Source organism: Aeromonas sp. QDB25 (assembly GCF_027707725.1).
Classification (GTDB): Bacteria; Pseudomonadota; Gammaproteobacteria; order Enterobacterales; family Aeromonadaceae; genus Aeromonas; species Aeromonas caviae.
Map to the genome: position 1 here is coordinate 1 of NZ_JAPCIZ010000007.1, position 26,733 is coordinate 26,733.

Sequence of the window (26,733 nt, forward strand, 5' to 3'; positions counted from 1 at the left end):
TGCACGGCGACAGCAGGGTGATGGTGGTGGTGTGTTTGGAGACAGCCAGTTTACCAGCACCCTGTCTGTCAACTTCCACTTTCCCAGGATCCCGCGAAGAACCTTTTTTATTGCGTCACTCGCCCGGAATCGCTACTGGATATCAGAGGAGGGCCAGGGCGGCGGCCAGATCGGCAATCAGATCGTCGGCGTCTTCCACCCCGATGCTGAAGCGGATGAGATCGTCATTGACCCCGGCAGCGAGGCGGCTCGCCTCGTCCATGGCTGCGTGGGTGGTGCTGGCCGGATGGCAGGCGAGGCTCTCGAGATCGCCGAGGCTCACCGCCTGCACGAAGAGTTGCAGGTTGTCGAGCAGGGTGGCGCAGCGCTCAAACCCGCCTTCCAGCTCGATGCTCACCATGCCGCCAAAGCCGCTGGCGAAGGCGCCGAGGGCATCGTGGCCCGGATGGCTGGCAAGGCCCGGGTAGATCACCTTCTTCACCGCTGGGTGGGCATCCAGGAAGTCAGCCACCTTCTGGGCGTTGTGCAGGTGGGCATCCATGCGCAGGGGAAGGGTCTTGACCCCCCGTTGCAGCAGGTAGGCCTCCTGCGGGCCGATGGGAGAGCCGATGTGCTTGAGGGCCACGGTGCGAATCGACTTCATCAGCGCGTGAGAGCCCGCCACCACCCCGGCGATGATGTCGCCGTGACCGCCCAGGTACTTGGTGCCGCTGTGCATGACGATGTCGATGCCAAGCTCGAGCGGGCGCAGCAGGTAGGGGGTGAGGAAGGTGTTGTCACACACCGTGATGGCACCCACCTTGCGGGCCGCCTCCACCACCACCTGCGGATCCACCACCTTGAGGGTGGGGTTGGTCAGGGTTTCAAAGAGTACCACCTTGGTGGCGGGGCGGATGTTGGCCAGCAGCGCCTGATCGCTCTCGTAGGCGGTGATCTTGATGCCGGCGCGGCTGAAGGTCTGCTTGAGGAAGGCATCGGTGCCGCCGTAGAGGGGGCCGATATAGGCTACTTCATCACCGCTGTCGGCCAGGGCATACATGATGGCACTCACCGCCGCCATGCCGCTGGCCACCACCAGTGCCTCATCTGCACCTTCGAGGGCTGCCAGCTTCTGCTCCAGCTCGGCGGTGGTGGGGTTGCCAAAGCGGCTGTAGATGAAGCCGGGAGCCTGACCGGCGAAGCGCTCCTTGCCCGCCTGGGCGTTGAAGTAGCTGAAGGTGCTGCTCTGGTAGAGCGGGGTGGTGAGGGCGCCGGTCTGGGGATCGATCCGCTGGCCGCTGTGCACGCTCATGGTCTTGAATTTCATTTTTTTACTCCGTCATTGTCAGGTCGTTGCCCGACTGCTTGTGTTATCCGGGGCGCCGTCGCGCCCCTTTTTTAATGTCGAGTGGCGGGTTGTCAGACTAGCGCTGGCTCGCGCTGCGGCTCGCCTGCATAGTGGCGAGCCGCCACATCCGGATGGGAGCGTAGCCTCCCCTTGAGCACGTTCTCCCCCACCTGATAAAAGAGCGGGTTGGCGGGATCGCTCTGGGGCCCTTCGGCCAGCGCCGCCAGCTCGGGGGAGAGGCTAAGCAGTGGCACAGTCGCATCCAGCCTTGCCGCCATGAAGAAGGCGCAGGAGAGGCGCGATACCCCGGGAGGTGGGCTCACCACCCGGTGCAGGGTGGCCTTGAGGTAGCCGTCGGACGCGAGCTCCAGCAGCTCGCCGATGTTGACCACCAGGGCGCCCGGCAAGGGGGGCGCGGGGATCCAGCCATCCGCCGTCTCCACCTCGAGCCCGGAGTGATCGTCCTGCATCACCAGGGTCAGGTAGCCGGGATCCTTGTGGGCACCTACCCCCTGACCACTGCTGCCTTCGGGTTGTCCGGGGTAGTGAATGAGCTTCATGTGCTGGTAGGGGGCACCGCGAATGCTCTCGTCAAATACGCCGGCGGGCTGCCCTAGCACCTCTGCGAAAGCGTCCAGCAGGGTGAGGGTGATGTCGCTCAGTCGATCCTGCCATGCCAGCAGACGTGTTTTCATCTCGGGCAGGGCGGCGGGCCACTGATTGGGGCCGATGAGGCGCTGCCAGGGTTCACGAATGTGCGCCACAGGCAGGGCCTGGGCCTCGTTCATGATATCGAACTGCTCCCGCAGATCCGGCCGTGCCCGGGTGAGCTCTGCCCCCACCTGGTTGTAGCCGCGAAAGTGGGGGGAGTGGACCATCTGCACCGCCAGTTTTTCTTCAAGTGGCAGGGCGAAGAAGCGGGCGGCGAGCGCCAGGGTCTCCTGGCGCGCCGATTCGCTCAGATCATGGCCCACCAGATAGAAAATGCCCACTTCGCGGGCGGCCTGGCCAAGCTGCGCCAGCATCCGGCTGCGTGCAGCCGGGGTGCCCTTGAGGGCGGCGAGATCGATGATCGGCAATGATGGGGTGGTCATGGGCATCTCCTCACTTTCCGTGAACGGGGTCTGCGTGCCCCGGCGTGCGGGGTGTTGCGAAACCGGGGCGCACTCTTCTTGAGTGGCGCCGTTTGGGTTGAGGGTGATGCTACTGTTCGAGGTTATAAGGTGGAAGCAACAAAATATTCTTAGTTATATACAAAATTCGAAATGGAATTCGGACTTGAGCGAATGGAACGAGCAACGGGCGGCTCAGGCGGCGATCGGCCGTACCGGGTGAGAGCGACATTGGCGTGACGGGATAGACGCGGGAGAGAAAAGGCGGAGGGAGGCATCCGCCTCCCTCCGTGTGACTGTCATGGGAAGGGTTGCTGGCGCGCCTTTCCTCAATAACCCAGGGTGAAACGCTGGCGCAGGTGAGCCGGTGCTTGCGCCTCGTTCAGCACCCCGTCCGCCAGATCGCCGACCGTGATCCCGGCGGGCTGCTCGCCGCTGAACAGCACCTGATCCGTGCCAAGGCGGTAACCGCCGCGCTTCTCGCCGGGTTCGAGGAACACCGGTGGGGAGACGAAACGCCAGTCGAGGGTGGTTTCCCGGCGAAGGGCGGTGAGACCATCCCGGGCCGCGAGGGCCCCTTGCTTCCACTCTGCCGGGAACTCCGGGGTGTCCACCAGCTGCACGCCCGGGGCGATTTCCAGACTGCCGGCACCGCCGACCACCAGCAGCCAGCTGTTGGCCGCGACGGCGGCGGCCACGATGGCGCTGGCCCCCTTGAGGTACTGATCGTAGATGTCCGGGGCACTCCAGCCCGGGTTGTAGGCACTGATCACCCGATCGTGCCCCTTGAGCACCCTGGCCAGTGCCTGGCTGTCCTGGGCGTCCACCGCCACGGCGGTGACTTGCGGGTGAGCGGCGACCTTGCTCACGTCACGCACGATGGCGGTGACCTGATGACCGCGGCTGACGGCCTCCTGGAGGATGGCTGAACCGACAAAACCGCTGGCACCGATGAGGGCAATCTTCATGGGAATTCTCCTTCACTGTGGGAATGGGGCTATCCTACGCCCCCGAGTGTGATTTAATAATCCACTTAAAATTGCATTCACTTGTAAGCAGGGCTTCATAATGGATCAGCTCAGACGCTACGCCATCTTCGCGGCCGTGGTGGAGGCGGGCAGCATGACCGGTGCCGCCAAGGCCCTCGGCATGACCCCGTCCGCCGTCAGCCAGCATATCAGTCAACTGGAGAGCCAGCTCGGCCTGCCCCTGCTGCACCGCTCCACCCGCCGCCTCAGCCTGACCGAAGCGGGGGAGGTGGTGTGGCAGGGTTGCCAGTCGTTGCAGCAGACCTTGAACGACACCGAGCTGCGCCTCTCGGAGGTGCGCGACAGCCTGCTCGGAGAAGTGCGGATCACCGCGCCGGTGGGGATGGCGGGCCAGCCCCTGGCGCGGGCGCTCTCGCCACTGCTGCAGGCGCACCCGGGCCTGGGCATCCAGATCATTGCCGACGACGAGAAGCGGGATCTCATCAAGGATCGCATCGACGTGGCGCTGCGGGTCGGCACGCTTGAAGATTCCACCCTGGTGGCACGCAGGCTGGGTCAGACCCGGATGCTGCTGTGTGCCTCGCCCGCCTATCTGGCACGCAAGGGCACGCCGCGCAGCCCGGCGGATCTGCTGGCCCACGACTGGCTGGCCTCGGACATGCTGGGGGGCGGGATACTGCTGCTGGACGAGAAGGGGGAGGCCCACAAGGTCAAGCCCAAGCCCAGGGTGCTGTGCAACAACGTCTTGCCCCTGCGCCAGTTTACCCTGGCAGGGCAGGGGATTTCGCTGCAACCGGAAGGTGAAATAGAAGAAGATCTCGCCACCGGTCGGTTGCTCGTGCTGCTGCCGGGCTTTTTGGCCCCTCCCATGGAGATCCATGCCATCACCCCCCAGCGGGAGATCCCGGAGAAGGTGCGGCGGGTGATCAGCGCCCTTCGCAGCCACTTTGCCGAGCATGGCCAGAGCCGTCTACCCTGAGCGGGGCGGGATGAATAGCCAGGCGGTGCGCCGGCCTTGCGGTCGGCGCGACACCCCTGTTTAATGTGGCCCTCCCGGGCCAGAGCGCCCTCTGCTGGCGTGGTCTCAAGCGCATCATGACACCGACTTCTCCCCACCCACTCCGTGAGCCGGCACCCGAGGCGCGCGCCCACCTCACCCGCATCGAGCGAGTGCTCGACTACATCCATGCCAATCTGGATCAGCCGCTCTCCCTGGAGGCGCTGGCACGGCAGAGCTGCTGGTCCCGCTGGCAGTTGCAACGGGTATTCCTGCATGAGACGGGCCAGACGGTGGCTCACTATGTGCGCGAGCTGAAGCTGAGCATGGCGGCGGAGGCGCTGCTCTCCACCCGGCTGCGGGTGCTGGATGTGGCGCTGGATCACGGGTTTGGCTCGGAAGTGAGTTTCAGCCGCGCCTTCAAGCAGCAATTTGGCTGCTCGCCGCTGGCGTATCGCAAGCGGGGCCTGCGGCTGGGGCTGCGCACGCCCCTGGTGCGGGCGGCGGTCCCCCGCTCTGCCTCTCCCAACCTGGTGCAGGTGCGCATAGAGAGCCTGCCAACGTTCACCTTGCAGGGAGTCAGGGGCACGATCCGGGGGTTGTTCGATGCCTCACCGGATTTTCAGCAGACGGTGCCCGCCATCTGGCGAGCGCTGCGCGAGACGGGGGCGCTGGACTTGTCGAGGGAATGGCTGGGGGTGGTGGATGTGTCGGGGGCAGGGGAGCGACTGTCTTACTGGGCCGGAGTGGCCACGACGGCGCCTACGCCCCCCGGCCTGTCGAGTCTCAACGTGCCGGCCCAGGAGTATGCCGTGCTCACCCACAAAGGACCCATTGCCCAGCTGGGGGAGAGCCTGCACTGGTTCATCCTGCACTGGCTGCCGGAGTCGGCATACCGGGGGCTGGACGGTTTCGAACTGGAGCGCTATGCCCCCGGCTTTGACGGCCAGCAGCCCGAGGCCACCATGGAGTACTGGCTGCCCGTCGCCCCCCGTTAGGGAAGGAGGCTCACCCCGGCATGTCGCCGGGATGGCTCCGGGCGTGTGGCGCTGGCCAGGAGATCAGTGAACTGGGCCGGTGGCAGCGGCTTGGCGAAGTAGAAGCCCTGCAAGTAGTCGATGCCATAGTGGCGTGCCATCTCGACCTGCTCCTGGGTCTCCACCCCCTCGGCGACCAGAGCCAGCCCCATGCGATGGGCGAGATCCAGGATGTTTTCGACGATATGGCGGGAGGGGCCTTCCTCTTTCATTCCCTTGATAAAGCTGCGATCGATTTTGATGATGTCCACATGGAACATCTGCAGATAGCAGAGGCTGGAGTGGCCGGTGCCAAAGTCATCGATGGCGATGAGCACGCCCAGCTCGTCCAGGGCATCGAAGATGGCGCGGGTCTGCTCGTCCGCATCCACCATCTCCCGCTCCGTCACCTCGAGCACCAGGCGCAGATCCTGGCCCGGGAAAGCGCGAAGAAAGTCGCGGCACTCGGCGACGATGTCCCGGTTTTTGAAGTGCTGGGCGCAGACATTGACGGCGACGTGAAAGCCGGGGGGCAGCCTGTTGGCCACCCCGACCAGATAATCCCGGGTCTGGGCCATCAACTGGCGGGTCATGGGTACTATGTAGCCGCACTCCTCCGCGAGGGGAATGAAGTGGTTGGGGGCAATCATCCCTTGTGTGGGATGACGCCAGCGTATCAGCACTTCACAACCGCGCAGGCGCCCCTGCCTGTCCATCACGGGTTGCAGATAAGGGATGAACTCCCGGGCCGCCATGGCTCTGGCGAGCTCGCTGCGGGGGGAGCCGCTGCGCCCCCTCAGATAGAAGGTGAGCAGCCCCAGCAACAGCGCCAGCACAGGGGCGGCAAGCAGGTTCTCCTGGTTGTACGCCCAGGCAAACGCCAGCACTTCCTTGTAACCGTTGAGCGCCACCAGGCGATAGGGATGAGCGGTGGGCTCGCTTTGTTGCAGACGTTGTCCTCCTTCCAGCAGGCGGGCTGCGGGCAGGGTCCTGCCGTGGCCATCGAGGGCCTGGTCCCCGAGGAGGAAGAAGAGGTTGTCCTCTCCCATCACGGCCTGCAAGGCGCCGAAGATGTGGAAGCCGTCCAGCTCCACCAGCAGGGTGCGATCGCCGGATGGCTTGGTATTGTCTCAATCAGGGCTGATAAAAGGGTGGGTATGCTATCGCCTCATTTATCAATAGCGATTGACCAGGATCAACAAGGGGAGGGCACACACGACCATACTTGTCAGATGAGTGTAAATATGGTGGTGAAAATGCCGCCATGTTCTGAATATGTGATGGCTACTCGCCGGTTGACGATGCAAGTGAAGGCGGTGACCTTCATCAGGCGGCCATGATGGACCCTCTCAGAGAGCCTCGACGACGTTGCCATGTTGCCTCCGATAGGAGATGGCGTGCCTGCCACCCTCGCTTTTCCCGCTTCCCCGCCAACATGCCCCAAATTGTTAATATCGGGGCAAAATAGAACAATAAAATGCAAATGATATTTGTTACTATTCACATGCAGTAAGTAATCGAGGAGCAGATGCAGCTTGTTCACCCCCCTTTGACCCTGGTCGCCGTGACCATCTCCACCCTGCTTGCAGGCTCTGTGCAGGCCGCCGCGCCCGACAGCCAGGATACGGCCACCGCCGACGAGACCCTGACCGTGCTCGGCCAGACCTATCGCAACACCGCGACCAAGACCCGGCTCGACCCCATCGAGACGCCCCAGGCCATCTCGGTGGTGGATGGGGAGACCCTGTCGCTGCGCGGTGTCAGTTCGGTGAGCGAGGCGCTGCGCTATGTGCCCGGCGTCAACACCGAGCTGCGGGGCGGGGCGGTCAACCGGCTGGATCTGTTCAACATCCGTGGCTTTGACAACTACCAGAACTTCTATGACGGCCTGCTGCTCCAGTACAACGACTGGAACCTGCAACCCCAGATCGATCCGGTGGCCATCGAGCAGCTGGAGGTGTTCAAGGGGCCGACATCGGTGCTCTATGGCAGCATGCCCCCCGGCGGCATGGTCAACCTCATCGCCAAGCGCCCCCAGCGGGAGAGCAAGCACAACGTGAGCGTGGCGACCGGCACGGGCACCCTCAAGGAGATGACCCTCGACAGCACCGGTGCCATCAACGAGCAGCTCGCCTATCGGCTGGTGGGACTGGCCCGGGAGAAGGATGGCCAGGCGGTGACCTCGAAGGAGGAGCGCTACGTCTTTGCGCCGTCCCTGGACTGGCAGCTCGGCGAGCGTACCCTGCTGAACCTCAACCTTTACTACCAGAAGGATCCCGAGGCCGGCATCTACACCACTGTGCCCGCCAGCGGCTCGGCCAAGTCCAACCCCCTGGGGCAGCTTGGCAGCGACACCTTCCTTGGTGACGAGAACTGGAACGAGTACAACCGGGACGTGACCCTGCTGGGCTACAAGCTGAGCCACGACTTCAACGAGCGCTGGCAGGTGCTGCAAAATGCCCGCTACATGGATGCGTCCGCCTATCAGCGCAACACCTACAACGCGGCCCTGGCGGCGGACAACCGCACCCTGGCCCGCAACGCCTATCTCACCGATGAAGACTCTCGCGGCGTTGTCATCGACAACCAGCTGGCGGGCAAGGTGCAGACGGGCTCTGCCCAGCACAACCTGCTGCTCGGGGTCGACTACCAGTACCTGGATGCCCATATCCTCTACCGGGATACCCTCGACTACTCGGCGCCCAGCATCGACATTTTCAACCCGAACCATAGCCAGATAGTCCCAGAGGCACTCACTTTCAACTACCAGGATAAAAAGGTGATCCGTCAGTCCCAGACCGGCGTCTATCTGCAGGATCAGGTGCGCCTCGATCGGCTGGTGGCCATCGGCGGCGCCCGCTACGACCGCTACCGGATGGACACCGACAGCCGGACCCTCTATCAGGGGGCGGACAGCCAGTCCCTGGCCCACATCGATCAGGACAACCTCTCCTTCCGCGTCGGCGCTCTCTATGAGCTGGATGGCGGCTTCTCCCCCTATGCGAGCTATGCCGAGAGTTTCGAGCCGGTGCCGGGGGCGGACAAGCAGGGCCAGGCGTTCAAACCGGCGACCGGTCACCAGTGGGAAGGGGGCGTCAAGTTTCTCTCCGATGACATGAGCAAGACGGCGACCCTGTCGGCGTTCCACATCACCAAGAAGAACGCCCTGGTGACGGATCCGGACAATGTCTACGGGCCCAAGCTGCAGACCGGGGAGACGGTCTCCAGGGGCATCGAGCTTGAGGGGAGAGCCGATCTCACCAGCCAGCTGGATCTGGCCCTCAACTACACCCTGATGGACATGGAGATCACGCGTGACACCACCACGCTGCAGGGCAAGACGCCGGTCTGGGTCCCCAGACAGATGGCGTCGCTGTGGAGCAACTACTACCCCGGCGGCAACCTCGAGGGGATGCGAGTGGGCGCCGGCCTGCGCTACGTGGGGGAGGCCGAGATGGATGCCGCCAACACCGACAAGGTACCGGACTACCTCCTGATGGACATGTCCGCCTCCTACGATCTCGCCGCCCTCAGCGCAAGCCTGAAGGGAGTGGGGGTATCGCTTGGCGCCAGCAACCTGTTCAACAAGACCTACTACTCCTGCTACGACCAGAACAACTGCTGGTTCGGGGCCGAACGAAGCGTGGAGGCGCGACTCAAATACGCATTCTGACCTTGCGCCCCGGCACGCGCCCGGGGCCCTTTCAACGAATGGGCGAGGAGAGGGCGCGCGGTGTGCCGCACGGCCTTGGCCGGGAGAAAGCGGACGCGGATCGCGCCCTCGTCTCGGAGCACCAGGCCCTGTTCGCGGCGGCGGCCAGCCTGATCCCGTCCCTCAAGGGGAACCTGGTGGCGGTCGGTGACGTGCGCCCGCCACTGACGGATGCCACCGGAGCGACGTCGGCCGAGGTGGCCGCAGCCCTCCATGCGCACTGGCAGCAGGCACACCCGGAGGCGGGGCCCGCCTACTGGCTCACCCGCAGCTGGGGCATGCTCTGCTGGCAATCCATCTATCTCGCCATGGTGGCCGTCTATCGCCATCAGGCCGTGCCTGCCCTCGACAGGCTGGGACAGGGGCATGAGGCCGGCGTGGTGTCGGGCTTTACCCTGCCGGCCGAGCCCATGATCAGAGGGGAGGCCGGCGTGTTGATCAAGACGGCAGGAGAGCGACTCCAGGCGCACTGGCAGGGGCTGTTCACCCTCCTTGGGACGGCGCAGCGGCTGCGCCCCGGTTTCGTGCGCCCGCTCCTGGCGGACGATCTGCTGGCGGCCCTGGTGCGGGTGCCCGATTTCTTCGGGGAGGTGAGTCGGGAGGAGGTGAGGTCCCATGCTCCCCTCTGGCTTGAATCCTGTGGCCTGCCGTCGGCACATCTGACGGGCTGGTGCGAAGCGGGCCTGCCCCGGGACGAGGCCTTCCCGGGCTATGTGCGCCAGCGCTGCTGCCTGCACTACAAGCGCCGGGATGGGGAACTGTGTGGCAACTGCCCGCGAAGGCTGGGTGGGGTGAGGGGTGATGAATGCTGATACCCGACTCTTCGTCTGCGCGGGCAACCCGTGATGAAAGCCGCCTGATCCTGGCGGCTTTTTTGTGCCCGGCTTACTGGGCCGCCATCCGGGTGCGGATGCGCTCGAACAGGCTCTGCAGGCAGGCCTGATCTTTGTCGGCGGCGCGCACGGCGCCATACATGTGGCGGCGAATGCCCTCCCCGAGAGGGCGCGCCTCAAGCAGGCCCTGGCGCACGAACTCCTCGCTGGCCCAGCGGGGCAGGGCGGCGAGCCCGAGCCCGGCGGCGGCCATCTGCAGCATGACAGAGGTGTTGTCCACCGGTTTGCAACGGGCGGGCTCCACCCCGGCCGGTTGCAGGAAACGGCTGAACACGTCCATGCGCGCCCGCTCCACCGGATAGACCAGCAGCACCTCCGGCCGCAGATCGTCCGGTGCGATGCGCCGCTGCTGGCAGAGGGGGTGATCCGGCGCCATCACCAGGGTGAGATCGAAGGCGAACAGCGGCTCGAAGTGAAGATCCCCGCGGGCCTGCACATCCGAGGTGAGCAGCAGATCGAGCTGGCCGCCAAGCAGGGCACTGATGGCATCGAAACCCGGCACCGACTCCACCTCCAGATCCACGCCGGGCCACTGGCGGCGAAAGTCCGGCAACAGCGGCAGCAGCCACTGGATGCAGCTGTGGCAATCGAGGGCCAGATGCAGCCTGCCCGCCTCGCCGCTGTGCAGGGCGACCATCTGGCGCTCGGTCTGGGCCAGGGCGGGCAGCACCTGACGGGCCAGGGCCAGCAGATGCTGGCCTGCCGCCGTCAGCACCAGAGGGCGGCTTTTTCGAAGAAACAGCTCCAGATTGAGGCGGGTCTCCAACTCCTTGAGCTGGTGGGAGAGGGCGGACTGGGTGAGGTTGAGGGTGAGTGCGGCCCCGGCCAGGGACCCTTGCTCGGCCAGGGCGCTGATGGTCTTCAGGTGTTTGAGATCGATGCCCAGATTGCTGCTCTGAGGGGGGCTGGATGGGGTGGGCGCGACCATGGCACTGCTCCTTTGTGCGTCAGTTGAGAAATTCTTGAGAGCCAGTTGAAGAGGATTCAATAGCCAAGGTCACCTTATCTTGTCATTTTGGATGTGTAAACATCTGGATGGCCAAACAATCCAGATCCTCATCAGATAAACGAGCATAAGGAATGGAACCTATGACCTTCGCACACACCCTGGGCTTTCCCCGTATCGGCGCCAAGCGCGAACTGAAATTTGCCCTCGAATCCTACTGGCGTGGCGAAACCACCCAGGCCGAGCTGGTCGCCGTGGGCAAGAGCCTGCGTGAGCGCCACTGGCAGGCCCAGCGTACCGCCGGGGTCAACCTGCTGCCGGTGGGGGATTTTGCCTGGTACGATCAGGTGCTGGGTACCAGCCTGCTGGTGGACGCCGTGCCTGCCCGTCACCGCCACGGCGACACCGACCTCGACACCTTGTTCCGGGTGGCCCGTGGCCGTGCGCCGACCGGCCCGGCGGCGGCCGCTGCCGAGATGACCAAATGGTTCAACACCAACTACCACTACCTGGTGCCGGAATTTTACCGTGACCAGCGCTTCAAGCTGGGCTGGAGCCAGCTCTTTGACGAGGTGGAAGAGGCCAAGGCCCTTGGGCTGCCGGTCAAGGCGGTGTTGCTGGGCCCCGTCTCCTACCTGTGGCTTGGCAAGGAGAAAGAGAGCGGCTTCTCCCGTCTCGAACTGCTGGATCGCCTGCTGATCGTCTACCAGGAGATCCTGGCCAAACTGGCGGCCCAGGGGGTGGAGTGGGTGCAAATCGACGAACCGTCCCTGGCGCTGGACCTGCCGGACGAGTGGCGCCTGGCCTACCTCAAGGCGTATGAGCGCCTGAACGGCCCCTGCAAGCTGCTGCTCACCACCTACTTCGGGTCCGTGGCCCATCAGCGGGACATCATCACCAGTCTGAAGGTGGACGGCCTGCACCTGGATCTGGTGGCTGCCCCCGAGCAGCTGGAGACCCTGGTCCCGCACCTGCCGGCCCAGTGGGTACTCTCGGCGGGTGTCATCAACGGCCGCAACGTCTGGCGTGCCAACCTGGCCAAGCTGGCGCCGACCCTCAAGGCCTTGAAAGAAAAGCTTGGCGAGCGCCTCTGGGTGGCCTCCTCCTGTTCCTTGCTGCACAGCCCGGTGGATTTGACCCTGGAGCACGAGCTGGATCCCCAGACCCGCAGCTGGTTCGCCTTCGCCCTGCAAAAGTGCTATGAGCTGGGGCTGCTGTCCAACTACCTGGACGGCGGCGCCCTAGACAAAATCGAGGCTTACAGCCAGCCCATCGTGGATCGGGAGTCCGACAGCCGGGTTCACAAGAAAGCGGTGCAGTCACGACTCGCCAGCCTGACCAACAGTGACTTCGATCGCCAGAGCGCCTACCCGGTGCGTGCCGACGCGCAGCGCTCGGATCTGAAGCTGCCGCTCCTGCCCACCACCACCATCGGCTCCTTCCCGCAGACCTCTGAAATCCGGGTGCTGCGTCAGGATTGGCGTGCCGGGCGCATCGATGACCAGGCCTACGAGGCGGGCATCCAGGCCCAGATCAAGGATGCCATCGAGCGCCAGGAGGCCATCGGGCTCGACGTGCTGGTGCACGGTGAAGCGGAGCGCAACGACATGGTGGAGTATTTCGGGGAACTGCTGGACGGCTTTGCCATCACCCGCTTTGGCTGGGTACAGAGCTATGGCTCCCGCTGCGTCAAGCCGCCGGTGATCACCCGTGACATCGACCGTCCGACCCCCATGACCCTTGAGTGGACGAAGTTTGCCCAGAGCCTGACCGACAAGCCGGTGAAGGGCATGCTGACCGGCCCCGTTACCATTCTCTGCTGGTCCTTCCCGCGGGAAGACGTGAGCCGCGAGCAGTCCGCCCTGCAGATTGGCCTGGCCATTCGCGACGAGGTGGCTGACTTGGAAGCCGCCGGCATCAAGATCATCCAGATCGACGAGCCGGCGATCCGCGAAGGGCTGCCCCTGCGCAAGCAGGATCACCAGGCCTATCTCGACTGGGCGGTGCGCGCCTTCCGCCTGAGCGCAAGCCCGGTGGTGGACAGCACCCAGATCCACACCCACATGTGTTACAGCGACTTCAACCTCATCATCGAGGCGGTGGCGGCGCTGGACGCGGATGTGATCACCATCGAGACGAGCCGCAGCCAGATGCAGTTGCTCGAAGCGTTCGAGCGCTTCAACTACCCCAACGAGATCGGCCCGGGCGTCTACGACATCCACTCGCCGAACGTACCGAGCCAGGGCTGGATTGAAGACCTCATCCGCAAGGCTGCACAACAAATCCCGGCAGACCGGCTCTGGGTGAACCCGGACTGCGGCCTCAAGACCCGCGGCTGGGAAGAGACCACCGCAGCCCTGAAGGTGATGGTCGATGCGACCCGGGCGCTGCGCGCCGAGCTGGCCTGAGGGCTTCCATTCACCCGGACGAGCGCCCGGTGAGTGTCACCAAGACGAGAGAGGGAAGGCGACAGCCTTCCCTCTTTTTTGCATGGCCGCTCCCTAGAGGGGGATCAGGGCGGGGTGGGAGGCGGGCTGGTAGCGGGTGGGGGAAACCGACATCGTCACCGGGTGAGGGGCGCTTGCGAGCGCCTCGGCCAGCCACTGTTGGTCGAGGGGGATGGCATTGCGATCCTCGATCACCAGATTGAGGTGCTGGGCACCCAGGCACCCGTAGCGGGCGGGGTCGGTCTGGGTAAAGAGGCCAAGACAGGGCACACCGCTGGCGGCAGCCAGGTGCAGGGGACCGGTGTCGGCGCTGACGAAGAGGGAGAGGCCGCCCGTGAAGCGGGCCAGCTCCCCCATGTTGCCAAGGGAAACGTGCACGTCCCCGAGCAGGTGCTCGGGGGCGGCGGGATCCGCGAGCTGGATCAGCAGGGCATCCGGGCTGTGACGGCGCAGATCCCCAAGCAACCGCTGCCACTGGGGCTGGGAGAGCCCCTTGCCCTTGCGGGCGCCGGTGAAAAAGCCGATCAGGGGACGGCCAGGATGGGCTCGTCGCAGCGCACTCAAGGCCGGGCTTGGCCCCTGCAACAGGCTGCCAAGGGGAATGGGTTCGGCCGGATTGCCCGGTATGCCGAGCAGTTGCAGGGGCTGGTGGGCGTAGTGGCACTCACTGTCCGCAGCCCGCGGACGCGGGAAGATGAGATCCCCGTGGCCATCGTCGAAGCCGCATTTCTCACGGGCCTGTACCCAGGCGGCGATGAAGTGATCCGTACTGGAGGCGAAGGGGACGTAGACCCTGTCGTAGTGTTGGCGGCGCAGACGCGAGAGTGCCGAGAGGGCGCCCGGCAGGTGTCTGCCCTGCAACCGGATCTGATGAATGTGCCGCAGGGGCAGATCGGCCAGGAAGGGGAGCAGGGCGGTGGGGCTGCACACCAGCTCCAGCTCGGCGTGGGGATGGGCGCGATGAAGCTGGTGCAGGAAGGGCAGCAGGAAGAGGTTGTTGCCGATGCGGTTGGTGCTGCGAATGACCAGGATCCGGCGGGGTGCCTGCGAAGAGGGCGGCAATGCGCTGCGACTGGCAAGCCAGCCGAGCAGGGTTCGCTCCAGTCCCGCCGTCCAGACCCGGCGTTGGCCGTCGAAGCGGCGCAGGGCATCGTTGAGGTGAGTCATACCGTTGGGCTCCAGTGTTGGGATGGCGTAAAGGGTGCCAGCGGACTCTTAAGACAATGTTAAGAAGGGAAAACGCGTGCGGATGATGGCCATGGCGGAGCGGGGGGCTGGTGCGGGACGGGGGAAAGTGGCTAGAATTGCGCATTTGAAATAAATGTTATCGTCCGCGGGAGCACCATGCAGTTCAGGGATTTTTTGCCGGTATCGACCAATACCAGCGTCAAAGAGAGTTGTTACGGCGCCCTTGGCGCCCTCATCGGCTTGCTCGGCACCGCCTTGCTGTGCCGCTGGGGGTTGGGGCTCGAGGTGCACTGGCTCATCGCCCCCATGGGGGCCTCCGCCGTGCTGCTGTTTGCCGCCCCGGCCAGCCCCCTGGCCCAGCCCTGGTCCATCCTTGTGGGCAACGGGGTGTCGGCCCTGATGGGGGTATTGAGTGCCAGCCTGGTGCCGGACATGGCTATCGCCTCGGCCCTGGCGGTGATGCTGGCCATCGCCGCCATGTTCCTCACCCGCAGCCTGCACCCGCCCGGCGGCGCCGTGGCCTTGACCGCCGTCATCGGCGGCGAGGGGATCCGGGCGCTCGGGGTCGGCTACGTGCTGCTGCCGGTGCTGCTCAACTCCCTGTTGCTGCTGAGTCTGGGACTTATCTACAACCGCGCTCTGGGGCGTCGTTATCCCCATGGCGGCAAGGTGGCGCCCAATCGCCACCAGACGGCGGATCCCCAGCCGAGTGCCCGACTCGTCACCCAGGACATCGACTTTGCCCTGCAAAAACACGAGGAACTGCTGGACATCAGCCGCCAGGATCTGCAGGAGCTGCTGCAGGAGGCCCAGCTTCACGCCCTGCGGGGGCGAGTGGGGACGGTGCGTTGCCAGGATGTGATGTCGCGGGATCTCGTCGTGACGACGCCACAGGCGCTTGCCATGGAAGCGTGGCATCTGCTCTCCCACCACCAGATCAAGGCGCTGCCGGTGGTGGATGAGGGGGAGAGGCTGGTCGGCATCATCACCCTGCACGACCTGATGATCGACCGGGCGGGTCACCAGCCGAGGGCGAAGGAGGCCCTTGAGCAGCAGCAGGTGGCGGATCTGATGACCCGGGAGGTGCAGACGGCGCGGCGCTACCAGCCTCTCTACGATCTGGTGGAGGCCTTCTCCGACGGGGGGCTGCACCACATGCCGGTGGTGGAGGGGGAGCAGCTGGTGGGCATCATCACCCAGTCCGACATGGTGGCGGCCCTGTTCACCCTGGCCCTGAAACCCGGACTGACGAGCGAGGAGGCGACCCCGGTGTCGTCATAGCCAGGGGGCAAGAAAAAAGAGGGCGTGCCAGGCACGCCCTCTTTATTTCGCAGACTTGCACAGACGGTGGCCAATGCCTAGCCGTAGCGGGCCAGGGTGAGCCCCTCGTCGCTGATATCCGGGGTATTGCCCGAGATGAGATCGCTGAGCAACTGGCCCGATCCTGCCGCCATGGTCCAGCCCAGGGTGCCGTGGCCGGTATTGAGCCAGAGCCCGGGAATGGGGCTTGGGCCCACCAGGGGCGTGCCGTCCGGCGTCATGGGGCGCAGCCCGGTCCAGAAGGTGGCCTGCTCCAGATTTCCCCCCTGGGGGAAGAGATCCCTCACCACCATGGCCAGGGTATCGTGGCGTCTGGGGTTGAGCGCCAGGTTGAAGCCCGAGAGTTCGGCCATGCCGCCCACCCGGATCCGTTCGTCGAAGCGGGTAATGGCGACCTTGTAGGTCTCGTCCAGCACGGTGCTGCGCGGGGCACCCTCGGCATCCGTCATCGGCAGGGTGAGGGAGTACCCCTTGACCGGGTAGACGGGGAGCTCAATTCCGAGGGGGCGCAGGAAGCCGGTGCCATAACTGCCGAGGGCACAGACGATGGCGTCGGCCTGGAAGCGCTGCTCGCCGGCACGGACCGCCACGGCGCGTCCCTTCGCGATCTCGACCTCGTCGATGGCGCAGTTGAAGACGAAGCTCACCCCGAGCTTGCGGGCCTCGTCAGCCAGGGCCTGGGTGAAGCGGAAGCAATCCCCCGTCTCGTCCCCCGGCAGGCGCAGGCCCCCCACCACCTTGCCACGCACCCTTGCTAGGGCGGGCTCGACCTCCTCGCAGCCGTCGGCATTCAGAGACTGATAGGGGACGCCGTACTCCTCGAGCACGGCAATATCGCGCTGGCTGGCATCGAGCTGGGCCTGACTGCGAAACAGTTGCAGGGTGCCGAGCTGGCGCCCTTCGTAGTCCAGCGCCAGCTCGCCCCGCAACTGCTTCATGCAGTCGCGGCTGTATTCGGCCAGCCGCACCATGCGCCCCTTGTTGACTGCATAGGCCGCTGGCGTGCAGTTGGCGAACATCTTCAGCATCCAGCGCAGCTGGAAGGGGTCCGAGGTGGGCCGCACCGTGAAGGGGGCGTGCTTTTGCAGCAGCCATTTGGCGGCCTTGAGGGGAATGCCGGGGGCAGCCCAGGGGGAAGCATAACCCGGGGAGATCTGACCCGCGTTGGCATGGCTGGTTTCAAGGGCCACCCCGTCACGCCGCTCCAGCAGGGTCACTTTGTGACCGGCCTTGGCCAGATACCAGGCGCTGGTCACACCGACCACGCCACCACCGAGTACCACTATGTCCATCTTGTCTCTCCTTGACTGGGGCCTCCACCTTAATCAGCCGCCACAGGATATTCAACTGGTGTCGATGTCATTGGTGGTTATCGCTATTCACATTTTGTTAACTGGCGCTCAATGTTGTCATTTGCTCACTTTCTGGCATGAAATCCGGTCGATTCAGAGCCGTTCCAGGTGGAGCAGATGATGCTCTGCCGTCGTCAGGATGGCTTGTTGCTGTTCTGTGGTTTGGCCATCCCAGTTGGCATAGGGCAGGGCGAGGCGAGGGTTGTTGCCAAGTTTGTACCTGTTGCGCCAGATAAAGTGCCAATAGAGGCTGTTGAAGGGGCAGCTGTCCGGCCCGCTGCGGGCCTTCACCTGATAGTGACACCCCTTGCAGTAGTGGCCCATCCGCTCGAGATAGGCGCCGCTGCTGGCGTAGGGCTTGCTGCCCATCAGGCCGCCATCGGCAAACTGGCTCATGCCGCGGGTGTTGGGCAGCTCCACCCACTCAATGGCATCCACATAGATGCCCAGATACCAGGCATCCACCTCGTCAGGGTGGATCCCCGCCAGCAGGGCGAAGTTGCCGGTCACCATCAGCCGCTGGATATGGTGGGCATAGGCGTGCTCCAGAGACTGTCGAATGGCGTGACGTACGCAGGCCATGCTGGTTTCTCCATTCCAGAAAAAACCGGGCAGGGGTCGCTCGGCCCCGAGAAAGTTGGTGCGCCGATACTCGGGCATTTTTTCCCAGTAGAGGGCGCGGACAAACTCGCGCCAGCCGAGGATCTGGCGGATAAACCCCTCCACCTGCGCCAGGGAAATGGTGGCCTGATTGGCCTGCCAGTGAGCTTGCGCAGCGCGGATCACCTCGAGGGGATGGAGCATCTTGCTGTTCATGGAAAACGACAAGCGGCTGTGGAACAGGCTCCAGCCCCGCTCGCTCAGGGCGTCCTGATAGCGACCGAAGTGGGGCAGGCAGTGTGCAAGGAAGTGTTCAAGCAGTGCGCGGCTCTGGCGCCGGGTGACGGGCCAGGGCAGGGCGTCGGCATCGGCACTGCCAATGGTGGCGACGCCGTGGCGGGTCAGCATGGCATCGATGTCGCTCACCTCGTTGGCAAAGGTGAGGGGCGCCGGAATGGGTTGGCTCGCCGGCAATTTGGCGCGATTCTCGGCATCGAAGTTCCAGCGCCCCCCAAGGGGCTGGCCGCGCTCATCGAGCAACACCCGGTACTGCTTTCGCAGGGCGCGGTAGAAGAACTCCATCCGGCTGTGGGGGTAGCGTCGCCAGCCATCGCGGGGGGTGAGAAAATGTTCGCTGTCCACCTCAGCGGTCGGGATGGCAAGGCCTGAGGCCCACTGGGTCAGCTGGCTTGCAAGGCGCCACTCGTCCGGGCTCTGCCAGGCGAAGCGATCGGCCTGATGCGCTTCTAGCTGGGCCGCCAGCAAGCTCGGCAAATCGGGCCAGGGGGCGCTCTCATCGAGAGTCAGGTAGCAGACCCGGTGGCCCGCCTTGGTGAGGGCGGCGGCGAAGGCGCGCATGGCGGCAAAGAAGGCTAGCACCTTCTGGCGATGGTGGCGGCAGTAGTCCGTCTCCTGGCGCAGCTCCACCATCAGGTAGCAGACAGCGGCATCCTGCGTGTGAAACCAGCTGTGACCTGCGTTCAGTTGATCCCCGAGAATGAGGCGCAGCTCCATCAGGGGTGCTCCTTCCGACGACGGCAGCGTTCGCTGCAATAGCGCACTTCCTGCCAGCAGCGGGCCCACTTGCGCCGCCAGGCAAAAGGACGCAGGCAGACGGGACAGATCTTCTCGGGTAGATGGGGTTTGAGGTGCATGTGGCGGCCCTGTTGATGCCCTTGGTTTCTCTCTGCCTCCTTAACGAAGCACCATACGGTCGGGATCACTGGGGGAGCAGAAAGAGGCAATAGGGGGTGATTGCCACTCATGAAAAAGGCCCCCGCACCTGCCGGTTCGGGGGCCCTTGTTCTCGTAGCCGTTACTGGCTGCTGAAGAGCCTGGGCTGGGGAGTGGACTGCGCCGTCAGGGTCATGCGGCCCGAGGTTTCCAGCCAGCTCTTGATCTTTCTGGCATCGGCGACCCGTTCATCCGTGGTGTTGGCGTGAAGCAGCACCATGACCACGGGCTCGTTGTTGACCCGGGTTCCCATCACCAGGCAGCGCCCCGCCTCGCGGATATAACCGGTCTTGGAGACCAGAATGGGCCAGCTTCCTTCCCGTACCAGGCGGTTGGAGTTGAGGTAGTGCAGCTGGCGCTTGCCGTTGCGTACCAGACGCTGCTCGGAGGCGGTGTACTGGCGGATCAGCGGGTAGGTGGATGCGGCAGCAGCCAGTTTGGCGAGATCGTGTGCGGTGGAGACGTTGCGGGGGTTGAGCCCGGTGCTGTCGGCGAAATGAGTGCTCCACATGCCGAGCATGCGGGCCTTGGCATTCATTGCCTCGATAAAGGCTTTGCGGCCACCCGGGTAGTGCCGTCCCAAAGCGGAGGCGGCGCGGTTTTCAGAGGACATCAGTGCGATGTGCAGCATGTCGGCGCGGCTCAGGCGCGAGCCCACCGCGAGGCGCGACCCCGTGCCCTTGAGTCTGTCCACGTCATCCATGGTGACGGTGAGGGTCTCGTTGAGGCGCTGATTGCCGTCCAGTACCACCAGCGCTGTCATCAGCTTGGTGATGGAGGCGATGGACATCACCCGGTTGGCGTTGCGCTCTGCCAGGGTCTCGCCGGTTTTCGGGTTGACGACCACGTAGGCATCGGATCTCAGTGGCAGGTTGCTGCGGGGTTCGAGCAGGCTGTTGGTGGAAGAAGAGGTCGCAGAAAACGGGTTGGCATGGGCGCTTTCCATGCTGGCGGGAAGGAGGAAGGCGCCGAGCAGCAAGGGAAGAAAAGGACGAAGGTTCATGGTTTGACTCTACTACGACTCACAGGGACATTTGGCTAAGTTATATGACGGTAATTGACGCTTCACAACGTCTGGTGGCCGGATATTTCCATTTTATGGGCCAGCGCACCTTGAAATCCCCCGCATCGGGGCTATTAGGCCCGATAAAGGGAGTCATAGAGGCCTGTCAGGCCATGCCAGACACGCCACCACGGGGGCGCACTATATGCTGGCGAGGGGCGGGATGACGACTCTTTTTGCACCTTTCGGCGCCTTGGGATGATGAAAAGGTTGTTCATGGCGACCATGGCGATTAAAACGGCGCCCGGCAGGGAAGATGGCCCGCTGCATTATCGCCGTTTTGCCCCGCTTCATCCTCCCATCATCCTTGCGGTCTGAATGGCCTGGATCAGCGCGGCCCGATTGATGCGGGGGCGCTCCTCGTCCAGCAACTGCTGCCAGAGGGCGATGGCCTGGGAGTAGCGGCCGTGCAGGAAGTGATCGGAGGCGAGCAGCATCAGGGCGCTCACCTCGCCCTTGTCCTGCTTGAGCGCACTATCGAGTAGGCTCAGCGCCTCCGGGGTGAGCTGCTGGCCCGCCTGGTAGTAGAGCACGGTAGCCTGAGCTGCTTGAGTCGCGGCGCTGGCACCCCCTTCTTGCAGGGCGAGACGCTGGTAGGCGAGCAGGGCGTTCTCGTACTCGTCCCGATAGAGATAGAGCTGGCCGAGCGCCGTCCAACCGTCGAGATCGGCGGGGTTGGCTTGCAGGCGCTGGTGCAAGGCGCCCAGCTCCTTGTCCTGCAGATCCCGCGGGCTCAATCCCGCCAGCGGATCGGGGCGCGCCTGATACGCCTGCCACGCCTGATAGCGGCCGGTGCCGGCATAAATACCGGCCATCAGCGCCAGCAGCAGGGCCCCAAACAGCATCCAGGAGCGCAGCCAGGGCAGCGGACGGGCGGTGCGGTCCTTTGCCAGCCCCTCGCGCAGGGCCTGCTCGGCGGTTGGGGTGGCGTTGGCGAGACGGGCCAGCTCCAGCTCCCGGTAGAGGCGACTGTGGGGGGCCAGCCCCGCCTGCTGCTCGGCCATGATCAGCCGGTTCAGTTCGGCCCTGGGGTCGTGGGCGAGCATCCCCTCGGCTCTGTCGCCGACAAGCGGCACCCGCGCCGGTTGCCGGCGATGCAGGCTCCTGTGCAGGCGATGGAGCGCCAACAACAGCAAGAGGGCGGGGCCGCCCCACAGCAGCGCCGTGCTGCGCTTGAAGGGGGGATCGTAGCGCACGAAGTCACCGAAGCGCGCCGTCATGCGGGCGATCACCTGCTCATCAGACTGCCCCTCGTCCACCCAGCGGTAGACCTCGAGCCGCAGATCCCGGGCGATGGGGGAGTTGGACTCCACCAGGTTCTGGTTCTGACACTGGGGGCAGCGCAGGGCGCGGGACAATTCCTGAGCGCGGGTCTGCCGCTCTGGGTGGCGAAACTCATAGGTGTCGACCCCGCTGGCAAGGGCCCCGAGGCTCAAGGCCAGCAAGAGCGGCGCGATCAGGGCGTGGACGAGACGGCTCATGGCTTGCTCTCCTGCACTTCTCTCTCCACTTGTATCTCCACTTCTCTCTCCACTTCGGGCTGGCTGGCGGTGTTGCTGCGGGCCTTTGCAAGCAGGGGGGCAAACTGGCGTTGCCAGATCTCCCGGGTGAGCAGGCCGGTATGGCGGGTCAGCAGGGTGCCGTCGCCGGCGAAGAGATAGGTCTCCGGCGTGCCGTAGACGCCGAGCTCCAGCGCGAGTCGGCCGTCGGGGTCGGCCAGCACGGCGCGATAGGGGTTGCCCGCCTCGGTGAGCCAGGCGCGAGCAGCGTCTCCCTTGTCCCGGTAGTTGAGGCCATAGAGGGGCACGGTACTGGCCAGCTCACCCAGTAGCGGATGCTCGGCGCGGCAGTTGGGGCACCAGCTGGCCCAGACGTTGAGCACGAAGAGCTCCCCCTTGAGCGCCGCAGTGTGGATGGAGGGGCCACCAAGCAGATCGTCACTCTGCCAGGCAGGCAGGGTGCGCCCGGCGACTGCCTCATCCTGGCTGTAGGGGTTGTTGCCAAGGCCGAGCCAGAGCAGGGCACCGAGCCCCAGGGTGAGCACGAGCGGTACGAACAGGCGCAGACGGGCGTTCATAAGGACTCCTGTTCAAGTCGGGGGCAGGGGGCGGTCGCTGGCGCAGGATGGCTAGCCAGCAGCGGCCGGCGGGCGAGCAGGCGCAGGGTGCCGCCCGCCATCATCAACAGGCCGCCGAGCCAGATCCAGCGCACCAGCGGCTTGTAGTGCAGCCGCATGGCATAGGCGCCGGGTCCCATCTTCTCGCCAAGCACCACGTAGAGATCGCCGAGCATTCCCCATTTGATCCCGGGTTCGTTCATGTTCATGGTGCGCACGCTGTAGTGGCGCCGCTCCGGCGTCAGCCTGGCGACCTCTTTACCATCCTGATGCACGCTAAGTGTGATGCGCTCGGCGGTGTAGTTGGGGCCGATGATGGGCTCGCTCCCCTCATAGCGAAACTCGAAGGTGCCGAGCCGATAGGGTTGACCTGCGGCGAGTACCGCGCCCCCCTCCTGACTGTGGTGACTCACCTGCGCAATACCGAGGGCGCACACCGCCACCCCGAGGTGGGCCAGCAGGCTGCCGAACCGATTGAGGGTGAGCTCGCGCAGGGCGACCGGTTGCAAGAGCGGGAGCAGCAGGCTGGCCATCAGCCAGAGGCTCAGCACGTTGGCCGCAAGCCCCAGCCAGTTTGCCCGCAGCGGTTCGGGATAGGCGAGGCTCAGCAAGGTGCCCCCCAGCAGGCCGAACAGGCATGGGAGCAGCACCGTGATGCGGCGCTGGGCTGCCAGATGCTGCCAGCGCAGGCGCGGCAGCTGGGTCATCAGCGCCATCAGGCAGAGGGCCAGCGGCACGAAGATGGTATTGAAATAGGGGGCGCCCACCGAGAGCGAGCCCAGATGGAGCGACTGGAACACCATGGGGTAGAAGGTGCCGAGCAGCACGCTGGCGCAGGCCACGCAAAGCAGCAGGATGGCGGCGCCGAGCAGTCCCTCTTTTGACAGCAAGCCAAAGCGGGCATAGGGAGCGCGAATGTCCGCCCGCAGGGCAAACAGGGTGAGGGCGCAGGTCAATAGCAAACCGAGCAGCAACAAGAGGGTGAGGCCGCGGCTGGGGTCCACCGCAAAGGCGTGTACCGAGGTGAGCACCCCGGAGCGCACCACGAAGGTACCGAGCAGGCTGAGCGAAAAGGTAAAGATGGAGAGCAGCAGCACGGCGTGGCCGTAAGCGCCGCGCTTCTCGCACACCACCAGGGCGTGCAGCAGGGCGGTGCCCAGCAGCCAGGGCAAGAGGGAGGCATTTTCCACCGGATCCCAGAACCACCAGCCGCCCCAGCCGAGCTCGTAATAGGCCCACCAGGAACCCAGCACGATGCCGGCGGTGAGAAAGACCCAGGAGCCGAGCGCCCAGGGGCGGCTCCAGTGGGCCACGGCGCCATCGAGCCTGCCCGAGTGCAGCGCCGCCATGGCGAAGGCGAAGTTGACCGCAAAACCGACATAACCGAGATAGAGCAGGGGTGGGTGGAGGATGAGGCCGATATCCTGCAGCATGGGGTTGAGATCGCGCCCCTCCAGTGGCCCCGGGAACTGGCGGTCAAACGGGCTGGAGAAGATCAGGGTATAGAGGCCGAACAGCCCGACGATCAGCCCCATGATGGCCAATACCCGGGTTGTGATCAGCGGATCGACCCGCCTGGAGCAAAGGGCCACCAGCGCGCCCCACAGCCCCAGCGCAAAGACGAAGAACAGCATGGAGCCCTCGTGGCCGCCCCACACGGCCGCCAGCTTGAAGCCTAGGGGCAGGGCGCTGTTGGCGTGCTGGGCCACATAGACCAGGGTGAAGTCATCCTGGCCAAAACAGCTGGCGAGCAGCAGCAGGGCTGCCCCGAGCAGGAGCGCGACCAGGATGGCCAGCGGTGTTGCGCAGCCCAGCAGCGGGCGTGAGGCGAGCCGCAATCCCAGCCAGGGCAGCAGCCCTTGCAGCAGGGCGAGCCCGGTCGCCAGCAACAGTGAGAGATAGCCGAGCTCCGCCAGCACACAACCTCCGGTTCAATCTTTGATGTCATTCATGTCATGCCACACACGCCGCGTCGTCTCCCTTTGGGGGAAAACATTGCCAAGCAACGGGTGTGGCATCACCAGAAATTCATTGGGCCAGCAACAAACCAGCGCCAGTCACCCGAGGGTGGCTGGCGCTGGTGATCATACCGTTATACGACTGTCATTTGACCGGCATAGAGCACGAAGTAGCGCAGCAGCAGGATCCCCACCAGGGTCAGGCTGCAGACCAGCACCAGATAGCCGTTTCTGGCCCGCAGCGGCGCGGGGGCCAGCAGGGCCAGCAACTGGGGCAGCAGCATGCCGATGCCCACCACCCCGAGCCAGAACACCTGAGCCCAGAAGCCGCTGCCGATGGCGGCCCACATGGCTGCCTCCTTCTGGCCGCCACCGAAGTAGAGGCCGGTAAAGAAACAGACCAGCAGCAACACCTCCACCGCCAGCACCGGCCGCTCGAAGCGGTGGACAAAGCTCACCCCCTGGCTGTGATGGTTCTCCTTGAACAGGGTGACCGCCAGCAAGATGGTGGAAGCGATGCCGGAGCTGACGCCGGAGATGAGGAACAGCACCGGCAGCACCGGGTTGTTCAAGAGCGGATAGGTCTTGAGCGCCGACAGCAGAAAGCCGGTGTAGGCCCCCAACAGCACGGCAAGCAGCAGCAAGAGTGGCGCCAGTAGCCGCTCGATGCGGGCAAGCCAAGCAATGAGATTATCCACAAAGGCGAACTTCTCTTGCAGCAGGTGACGGCGCAAGGTCTCGATCTCGGCCCGAAACACCACTGCCAGCCAGGCGAACAGCACCGCCATGTAGACCTGGAACAGCATGACCCCCATCGACATCACGGAGTCGAACTGGTAGTGGAACATCAGCTTCCAGAAGGTCCAGGGGCGGGCCAGGTGGAAGATGAGGATCAGTAACCCCAGCACCACGCTCACCGGCGCCAGAATGGCAGTCGCCTTGATGATGCCGCTCTCGCTGCCGGCTCCCTTGCGGCGCAGCAGCACCGAGAGGGTGGTGGCCCCGGCGGAGATGCCGAGCAGGAACAGGTAGATGGCTATGGGCCAGTCCCACACCAGCGAGGGGAAGTGAAATGCATCATGCAACATGATCCATTCCTCCTTCTGTTACTGCGGTAGATGGCGATCGGACAAATCCCCACACAAGGGAAGGGAAGTGAAATGCCTCTTGCATCGTCATGACTTTATCTCCCCTTTGGGCACGCGGTACATCTTGGGCGAAGTGCCGAGTGCCTGCTTGTAGCGATAGGTGGTCTCCTTTACCAGCCGTTTGGCGATGGGGCTGTCCGGGTCATCCAGATTGCCGAACACCAGCGCCTTGGTGGGGCAGGATTCCACGCACGCCGGCTCCTTGCCCGCCGCCAGGTTGGTCTTGCGGCAAAAGTCGCACTTGTCGGCCACCTTGGTCACAGGGTTGATAAAGCGCACCTGATAGGGGCAGGCAGCCAGACAGTACATGCAGCCAACGCAGAGATCCGGGTTGACGTCGACGATGCCATCCTCCTTGCGGATATGGGAGGCACCGGTGGGGCAGACGTACACGCAGGGGGCGTTGTCGCAGTGCTGGCAGGACTTGCGAAAGAAGTGGTACTCGGCATCGGGGAAGGTGCCGATGGGGCCGGAGCGGATGATCTCGAGGCGCGAGACCCCCTCTGGCACCTGATTCACCTCCCGGCAGGCATCCATGCAGGCGGTACAGCCGATGCAGGCCGTCTCGTCGTGGAGCATGCCAAAGCGGACCCCGTCGATGGTCTGGCTGTGGGCGAGGGGGGTAGCAAGGGAGCGAGTCGGCCCTGTCATCATGATGAGGGCCCCCGCGCTCATCCCCGCCATGAAGTGACGGCGAGAGCAGCTCATGGTACCTCCTTGCCCGAGGTGGTGTTCGCCTTGGCCGCCTTGACGGCCTCATGCTGCTTGCTGTGGCAGTCGACGCAGAGCTTGATGCGGGACTTCTCCGGAATAGCCACCATGGGCTCCTTGGCCGGGTGCAGCTGGTGGCAGCTGGTGCAGGTGAGCTTGGTGGCGTGCACGTCGTGGGCCCAGAGCGCCTCGCGCAGCACTTTGGGCTCGTGACAGCTCATGCAGACCCCGTTCTGCTCGGCGATGGGGTAGCGCTCGGTGCTCTGTTTGTTATTGAAGCTGTCGCTAAAGCGCATCACGTCCTTGACCCCTTCCCGGTGTTGGGGGGAGGGTTGACCGTGGCAGTTGGTGCAGGTTACCGGCGCCAGGTTGTTGGGGTTGGTCGCCTGGCCGTGCTTGCCGTGCATGCCTTCGACCTGCTCCTTGTGGCAGTCGGTGCAGGCCTTGTCGGCACTGCGCAGAAATTCCACTTCATGTGTAGTAGGTGCCGGGGCGGTTGCCGCATCGGCCGCCTGGCCCTGCAGGCTGGTCAGCAGCATGGCTGCCATCAGCATCAGTCGTAAGAAATCCATTGTTAAATCACCCATAGGAAGCCTCCATCCGGC

Annotated in this window: 23 protein-coding genes; 6 read left to right on the forward strand and 17 right to left on the reverse strand. The window is 64.6% G+C overall.

Features of this window, described 5'->3' with window-relative positions:
- Positions 1-142 precede the first annotated feature (142 nt).
- From PG883_RS03850 to PG883_RS03860, 3 genes are all read right to left on the reverse strand, one after another.
- Positions 143-1,306, reverse strand: coding sequence for a trans-sulfuration enzyme family protein (locus PG883_RS03850; protein ID WP_103858841.1), 1,164 nt, complete (start codon positions 1,304-1,306; stop codon positions 143-145).
- A gap of 92 nt (positions 1,307-1,398) precedes the next feature.
- On the reverse strand, positions 1,399-2,421 hold the full coding sequence (locus PG883_RS03855; RefSeq protein WP_103858842.1) for an isopenicillin N synthase family dioxygenase: 1,023 nt from the start codon (positions 2,419-2,421) through the stop codon (positions 1,399-1,401).
- Between the two features lie 347 nt (positions 2,422-2,768).
- Entirely contained in the window at positions 2,769-3,407 is a 639-nt protein-coding gene (locus PG883_RS03860) for an NAD(P)-dependent oxidoreductase (RefSeq protein WP_041211536.1), read from the reverse strand.
- Between the two features lie 100 nt (positions 3,408-3,507).
- On the opposite strand from PG883_RS03860, the gene PG883_RS03865 reads away from it, so the two are divergent.
- Positions 3,508-4,407, forward strand: coding sequence for a LysR family transcriptional regulator (locus PG883_RS03865; protein WP_103858843.1), 900 nt, complete (start codon positions 3,508-3,510; stop codon positions 4,405-4,407).
- Positions 4,408-4,523: 116 nt separating this feature from the next.
- Positions 4,524-5,423, forward strand: a complete 900-nt coding sequence (locus PG883_RS03870; RefSeq protein ID WP_270806974.1) for an AraC family transcriptional regulator — start codon at positions 4,524-4,526, stop codon at positions 5,421-5,423.
- Here the strand turns inward: PG883_RS03870 and PG883_RS03875 are convergent.
- On the reverse strand, positions 5,420-6,535 hold the full coding sequence (locus PG883_RS03875; RefSeq protein WP_103858844.1) for an EAL domain-containing protein: 1,116 nt from the start codon (positions 6,533-6,535) through the stop codon (positions 5,420-5,422). The genes PG883_RS03870 and PG883_RS03875 overlap by 4 nt on opposite strands.
- A 134-nt stretch (positions 6,536-6,669) precedes the next feature.
- Positions 6,670-6,984, reverse strand: coding sequence for a hypothetical protein (locus PG883_RS03880; protein ID WP_270806975.1), 315 nt, complete (start codon positions 6,982-6,984; stop codon positions 6,670-6,672).
- Between PG883_RS03880 and PG883_RS03885 the strand changes: the two genes are divergently transcribed.
- Positions 6,970-9,114 carry a TonB-dependent siderophore receptor gene (locus PG883_RS03885; RefSeq protein ID WP_069785648.1) on the forward strand — a complete coding sequence of 715 codons (2,145 nt, stop codon included), beginning with the start codon at positions 6,970-6,972 and terminating at the stop codon, positions 9,112-9,114. The genes PG883_RS03880 and PG883_RS03885 overlap by 15 nt on opposite strands.
- 62 nt (positions 9,115-9,176) lie before the next feature.
- Positions 9,177-9,965 (forward strand): siderophore ferric iron reductase, encoded by a 789-nt coding sequence (locus PG883_RS03890; RefSeq protein ID WP_257707315.1) that lies wholly within the window; start codon positions 9,177-9,179, stop codon positions 9,963-9,965.
- A gap of 73 nt (positions 9,966-10,038) precedes the next feature.
- Here PG883_RS03890 and PG883_RS03895 read toward each other — a convergent pair whose 3' ends face one another.
- A complete protein-coding gene (locus PG883_RS03895) occupies positions 10,039-10,974 on the reverse strand; it encodes a LysR substrate-binding domain-containing protein (RefSeq protein WP_257707316.1) in 936 nt (311 codons plus the stop codon).
- A 161-nt stretch (positions 10,975-11,135) separates the two neighbouring features.
- Between PG883_RS03895 and metE the strand changes: the two genes are divergently transcribed.
- The gene (gene metE, locus PG883_RS03900; protein WP_270806976.1) at positions 11,136-13,400 is read left to right on the forward strand and encodes a 5-methyltetrahydropteroyltriglutamate--homocysteine S-methyltransferase; all 2,265 of its coding nucleotides are present in this window, start codon (positions 11,136-11,138) and stop codon (positions 13,398-13,400) included.
- Between the two features lie 93 nt (positions 13,401-13,493).
- Here metE and PG883_RS03905 read toward each other — a convergent pair whose 3' ends face one another.
- Entirely contained in the window at positions 13,494-14,606 is a 1,113-nt protein-coding gene (locus PG883_RS03905) for a glycosyltransferase family 9 protein (protein WP_202041661.1), read from the reverse strand.
- Positions 14,607-14,783: 177 nt separating this feature from the next.
- Here PG883_RS03905 and PG883_RS03910 point away from each other — a divergent pair, with 177 nt between their 5' ends.
- Positions 14,784-15,908, forward strand: a complete 1,125-nt coding sequence (locus tag PG883_RS03910) for an HPP family protein (protein ID WP_254231523.1) — start codon at positions 14,784-14,786, stop codon at positions 15,906-15,908.
- Between the two features lie 77 nt (positions 15,909-15,985).
- On the opposite strand, the gene PG883_RS03915 is transcribed toward PG883_RS03910, so the two are convergent.
- The 10 genes from PG883_RS03915 to nrfB form a co-directional block, all read right to left on the reverse strand.
- Positions 15,986-17,239, reverse strand: coding sequence for a D-amino acid dehydrogenase (locus PG883_RS03915; RefSeq protein ID WP_042882483.1), 1,254 nt, complete (start codon positions 17,237-17,239; stop codon positions 15,986-15,988).
- A 153-nt stretch (positions 17,240-17,392) separates the two neighbouring features.
- On the reverse strand, positions 17,393-18,913 hold the full coding sequence (locus PG883_RS03920; RefSeq protein WP_201935956.1) for a cryptochrome/photolyase family protein: 1,521 nt from the start codon (positions 18,911-18,913) through the stop codon (positions 17,393-17,395).
- Complete coding sequence (locus PG883_RS03925) at positions 18,913-19,053, reverse strand: DUF2256 domain-containing protein (RefSeq protein ID WP_080768040.1); 141 nt, start codon at positions 19,051-19,053, stop codon at positions 18,913-18,915. The genes PG883_RS03920 and PG883_RS03925 overlap by 1 nt, the downstream gene beginning before the upstream one ends.
- 161 nt (positions 19,054-19,214) lie before the next feature.
- Positions 19,215-20,135: a serine hydrolase gene (locus PG883_RS03930; RefSeq protein WP_029314613.1), complete on the reverse strand. Its 921-nt coding sequence runs from the start codon at positions 20,133-20,135 to the stop codon at positions 19,215-19,217.
- A gap of 350 nt (positions 20,136-20,485) precedes the next feature.
- Positions 20,486-21,676: a heme lyase NrfEFG subunit NrfF gene (gene nrfF, locus PG883_RS03935; RefSeq protein WP_254231521.1), complete on the reverse strand. Its 1,191-nt coding sequence runs from the start codon at positions 21,674-21,676 to the stop codon at positions 20,486-20,488.
- Positions 21,673-22,272: a DsbE family thiol:disulfide interchange protein gene (locus PG883_RS03940; RefSeq protein WP_254231520.1), complete on the reverse strand. Its 600-nt coding sequence runs from the start codon at positions 22,270-22,272 to the stop codon at positions 21,673-21,675. Before PG883_RS03940 ends, nrfF begins: the two co-directional genes overlap by 4 nt.
- Entirely contained in the window at positions 22,269-24,230 is a 1,962-nt protein-coding gene (gene nrfE, locus PG883_RS03945) for a heme lyase NrfEFG subunit NrfE (RefSeq protein WP_257707320.1), read from the reverse strand. Before nrfE ends, PG883_RS03940 begins: the two co-directional genes overlap by 4 nt.
- A gap of 173 nt (positions 24,231-24,403) precedes the next feature.
- A complete protein-coding gene (gene nrfD / locus PG883_RS03950) occupies positions 24,404-25,357 on the reverse strand; it encodes a cytochrome c nitrite reductase subunit NrfD (protein WP_254231518.1) in 954 nt (317 codons plus the stop codon).
- Between the two features lie 87 nt (positions 25,358-25,444).
- On the reverse strand, positions 25,445-26,125 hold the full coding sequence (locus tag PG883_RS03955; protein WP_270806977.1) for a 4Fe-4S dicluster domain-containing protein: 681 nt from the start codon (positions 26,123-26,125) through the stop codon (positions 25,445-25,447).
- A complete protein-coding gene (nrfB, locus tag PG883_RS03960) occupies positions 26,122-26,715 on the reverse strand; it encodes a cytochrome c nitrite reductase pentaheme subunit (RefSeq protein ID WP_254231517.1) in 594 nt (197 codons plus the stop codon). The genes PG883_RS03955 and nrfB overlap by 4 nt, the downstream gene beginning before the upstream one ends.
- Positions 26,716-26,733 lie beyond the last annotated feature (18 nt).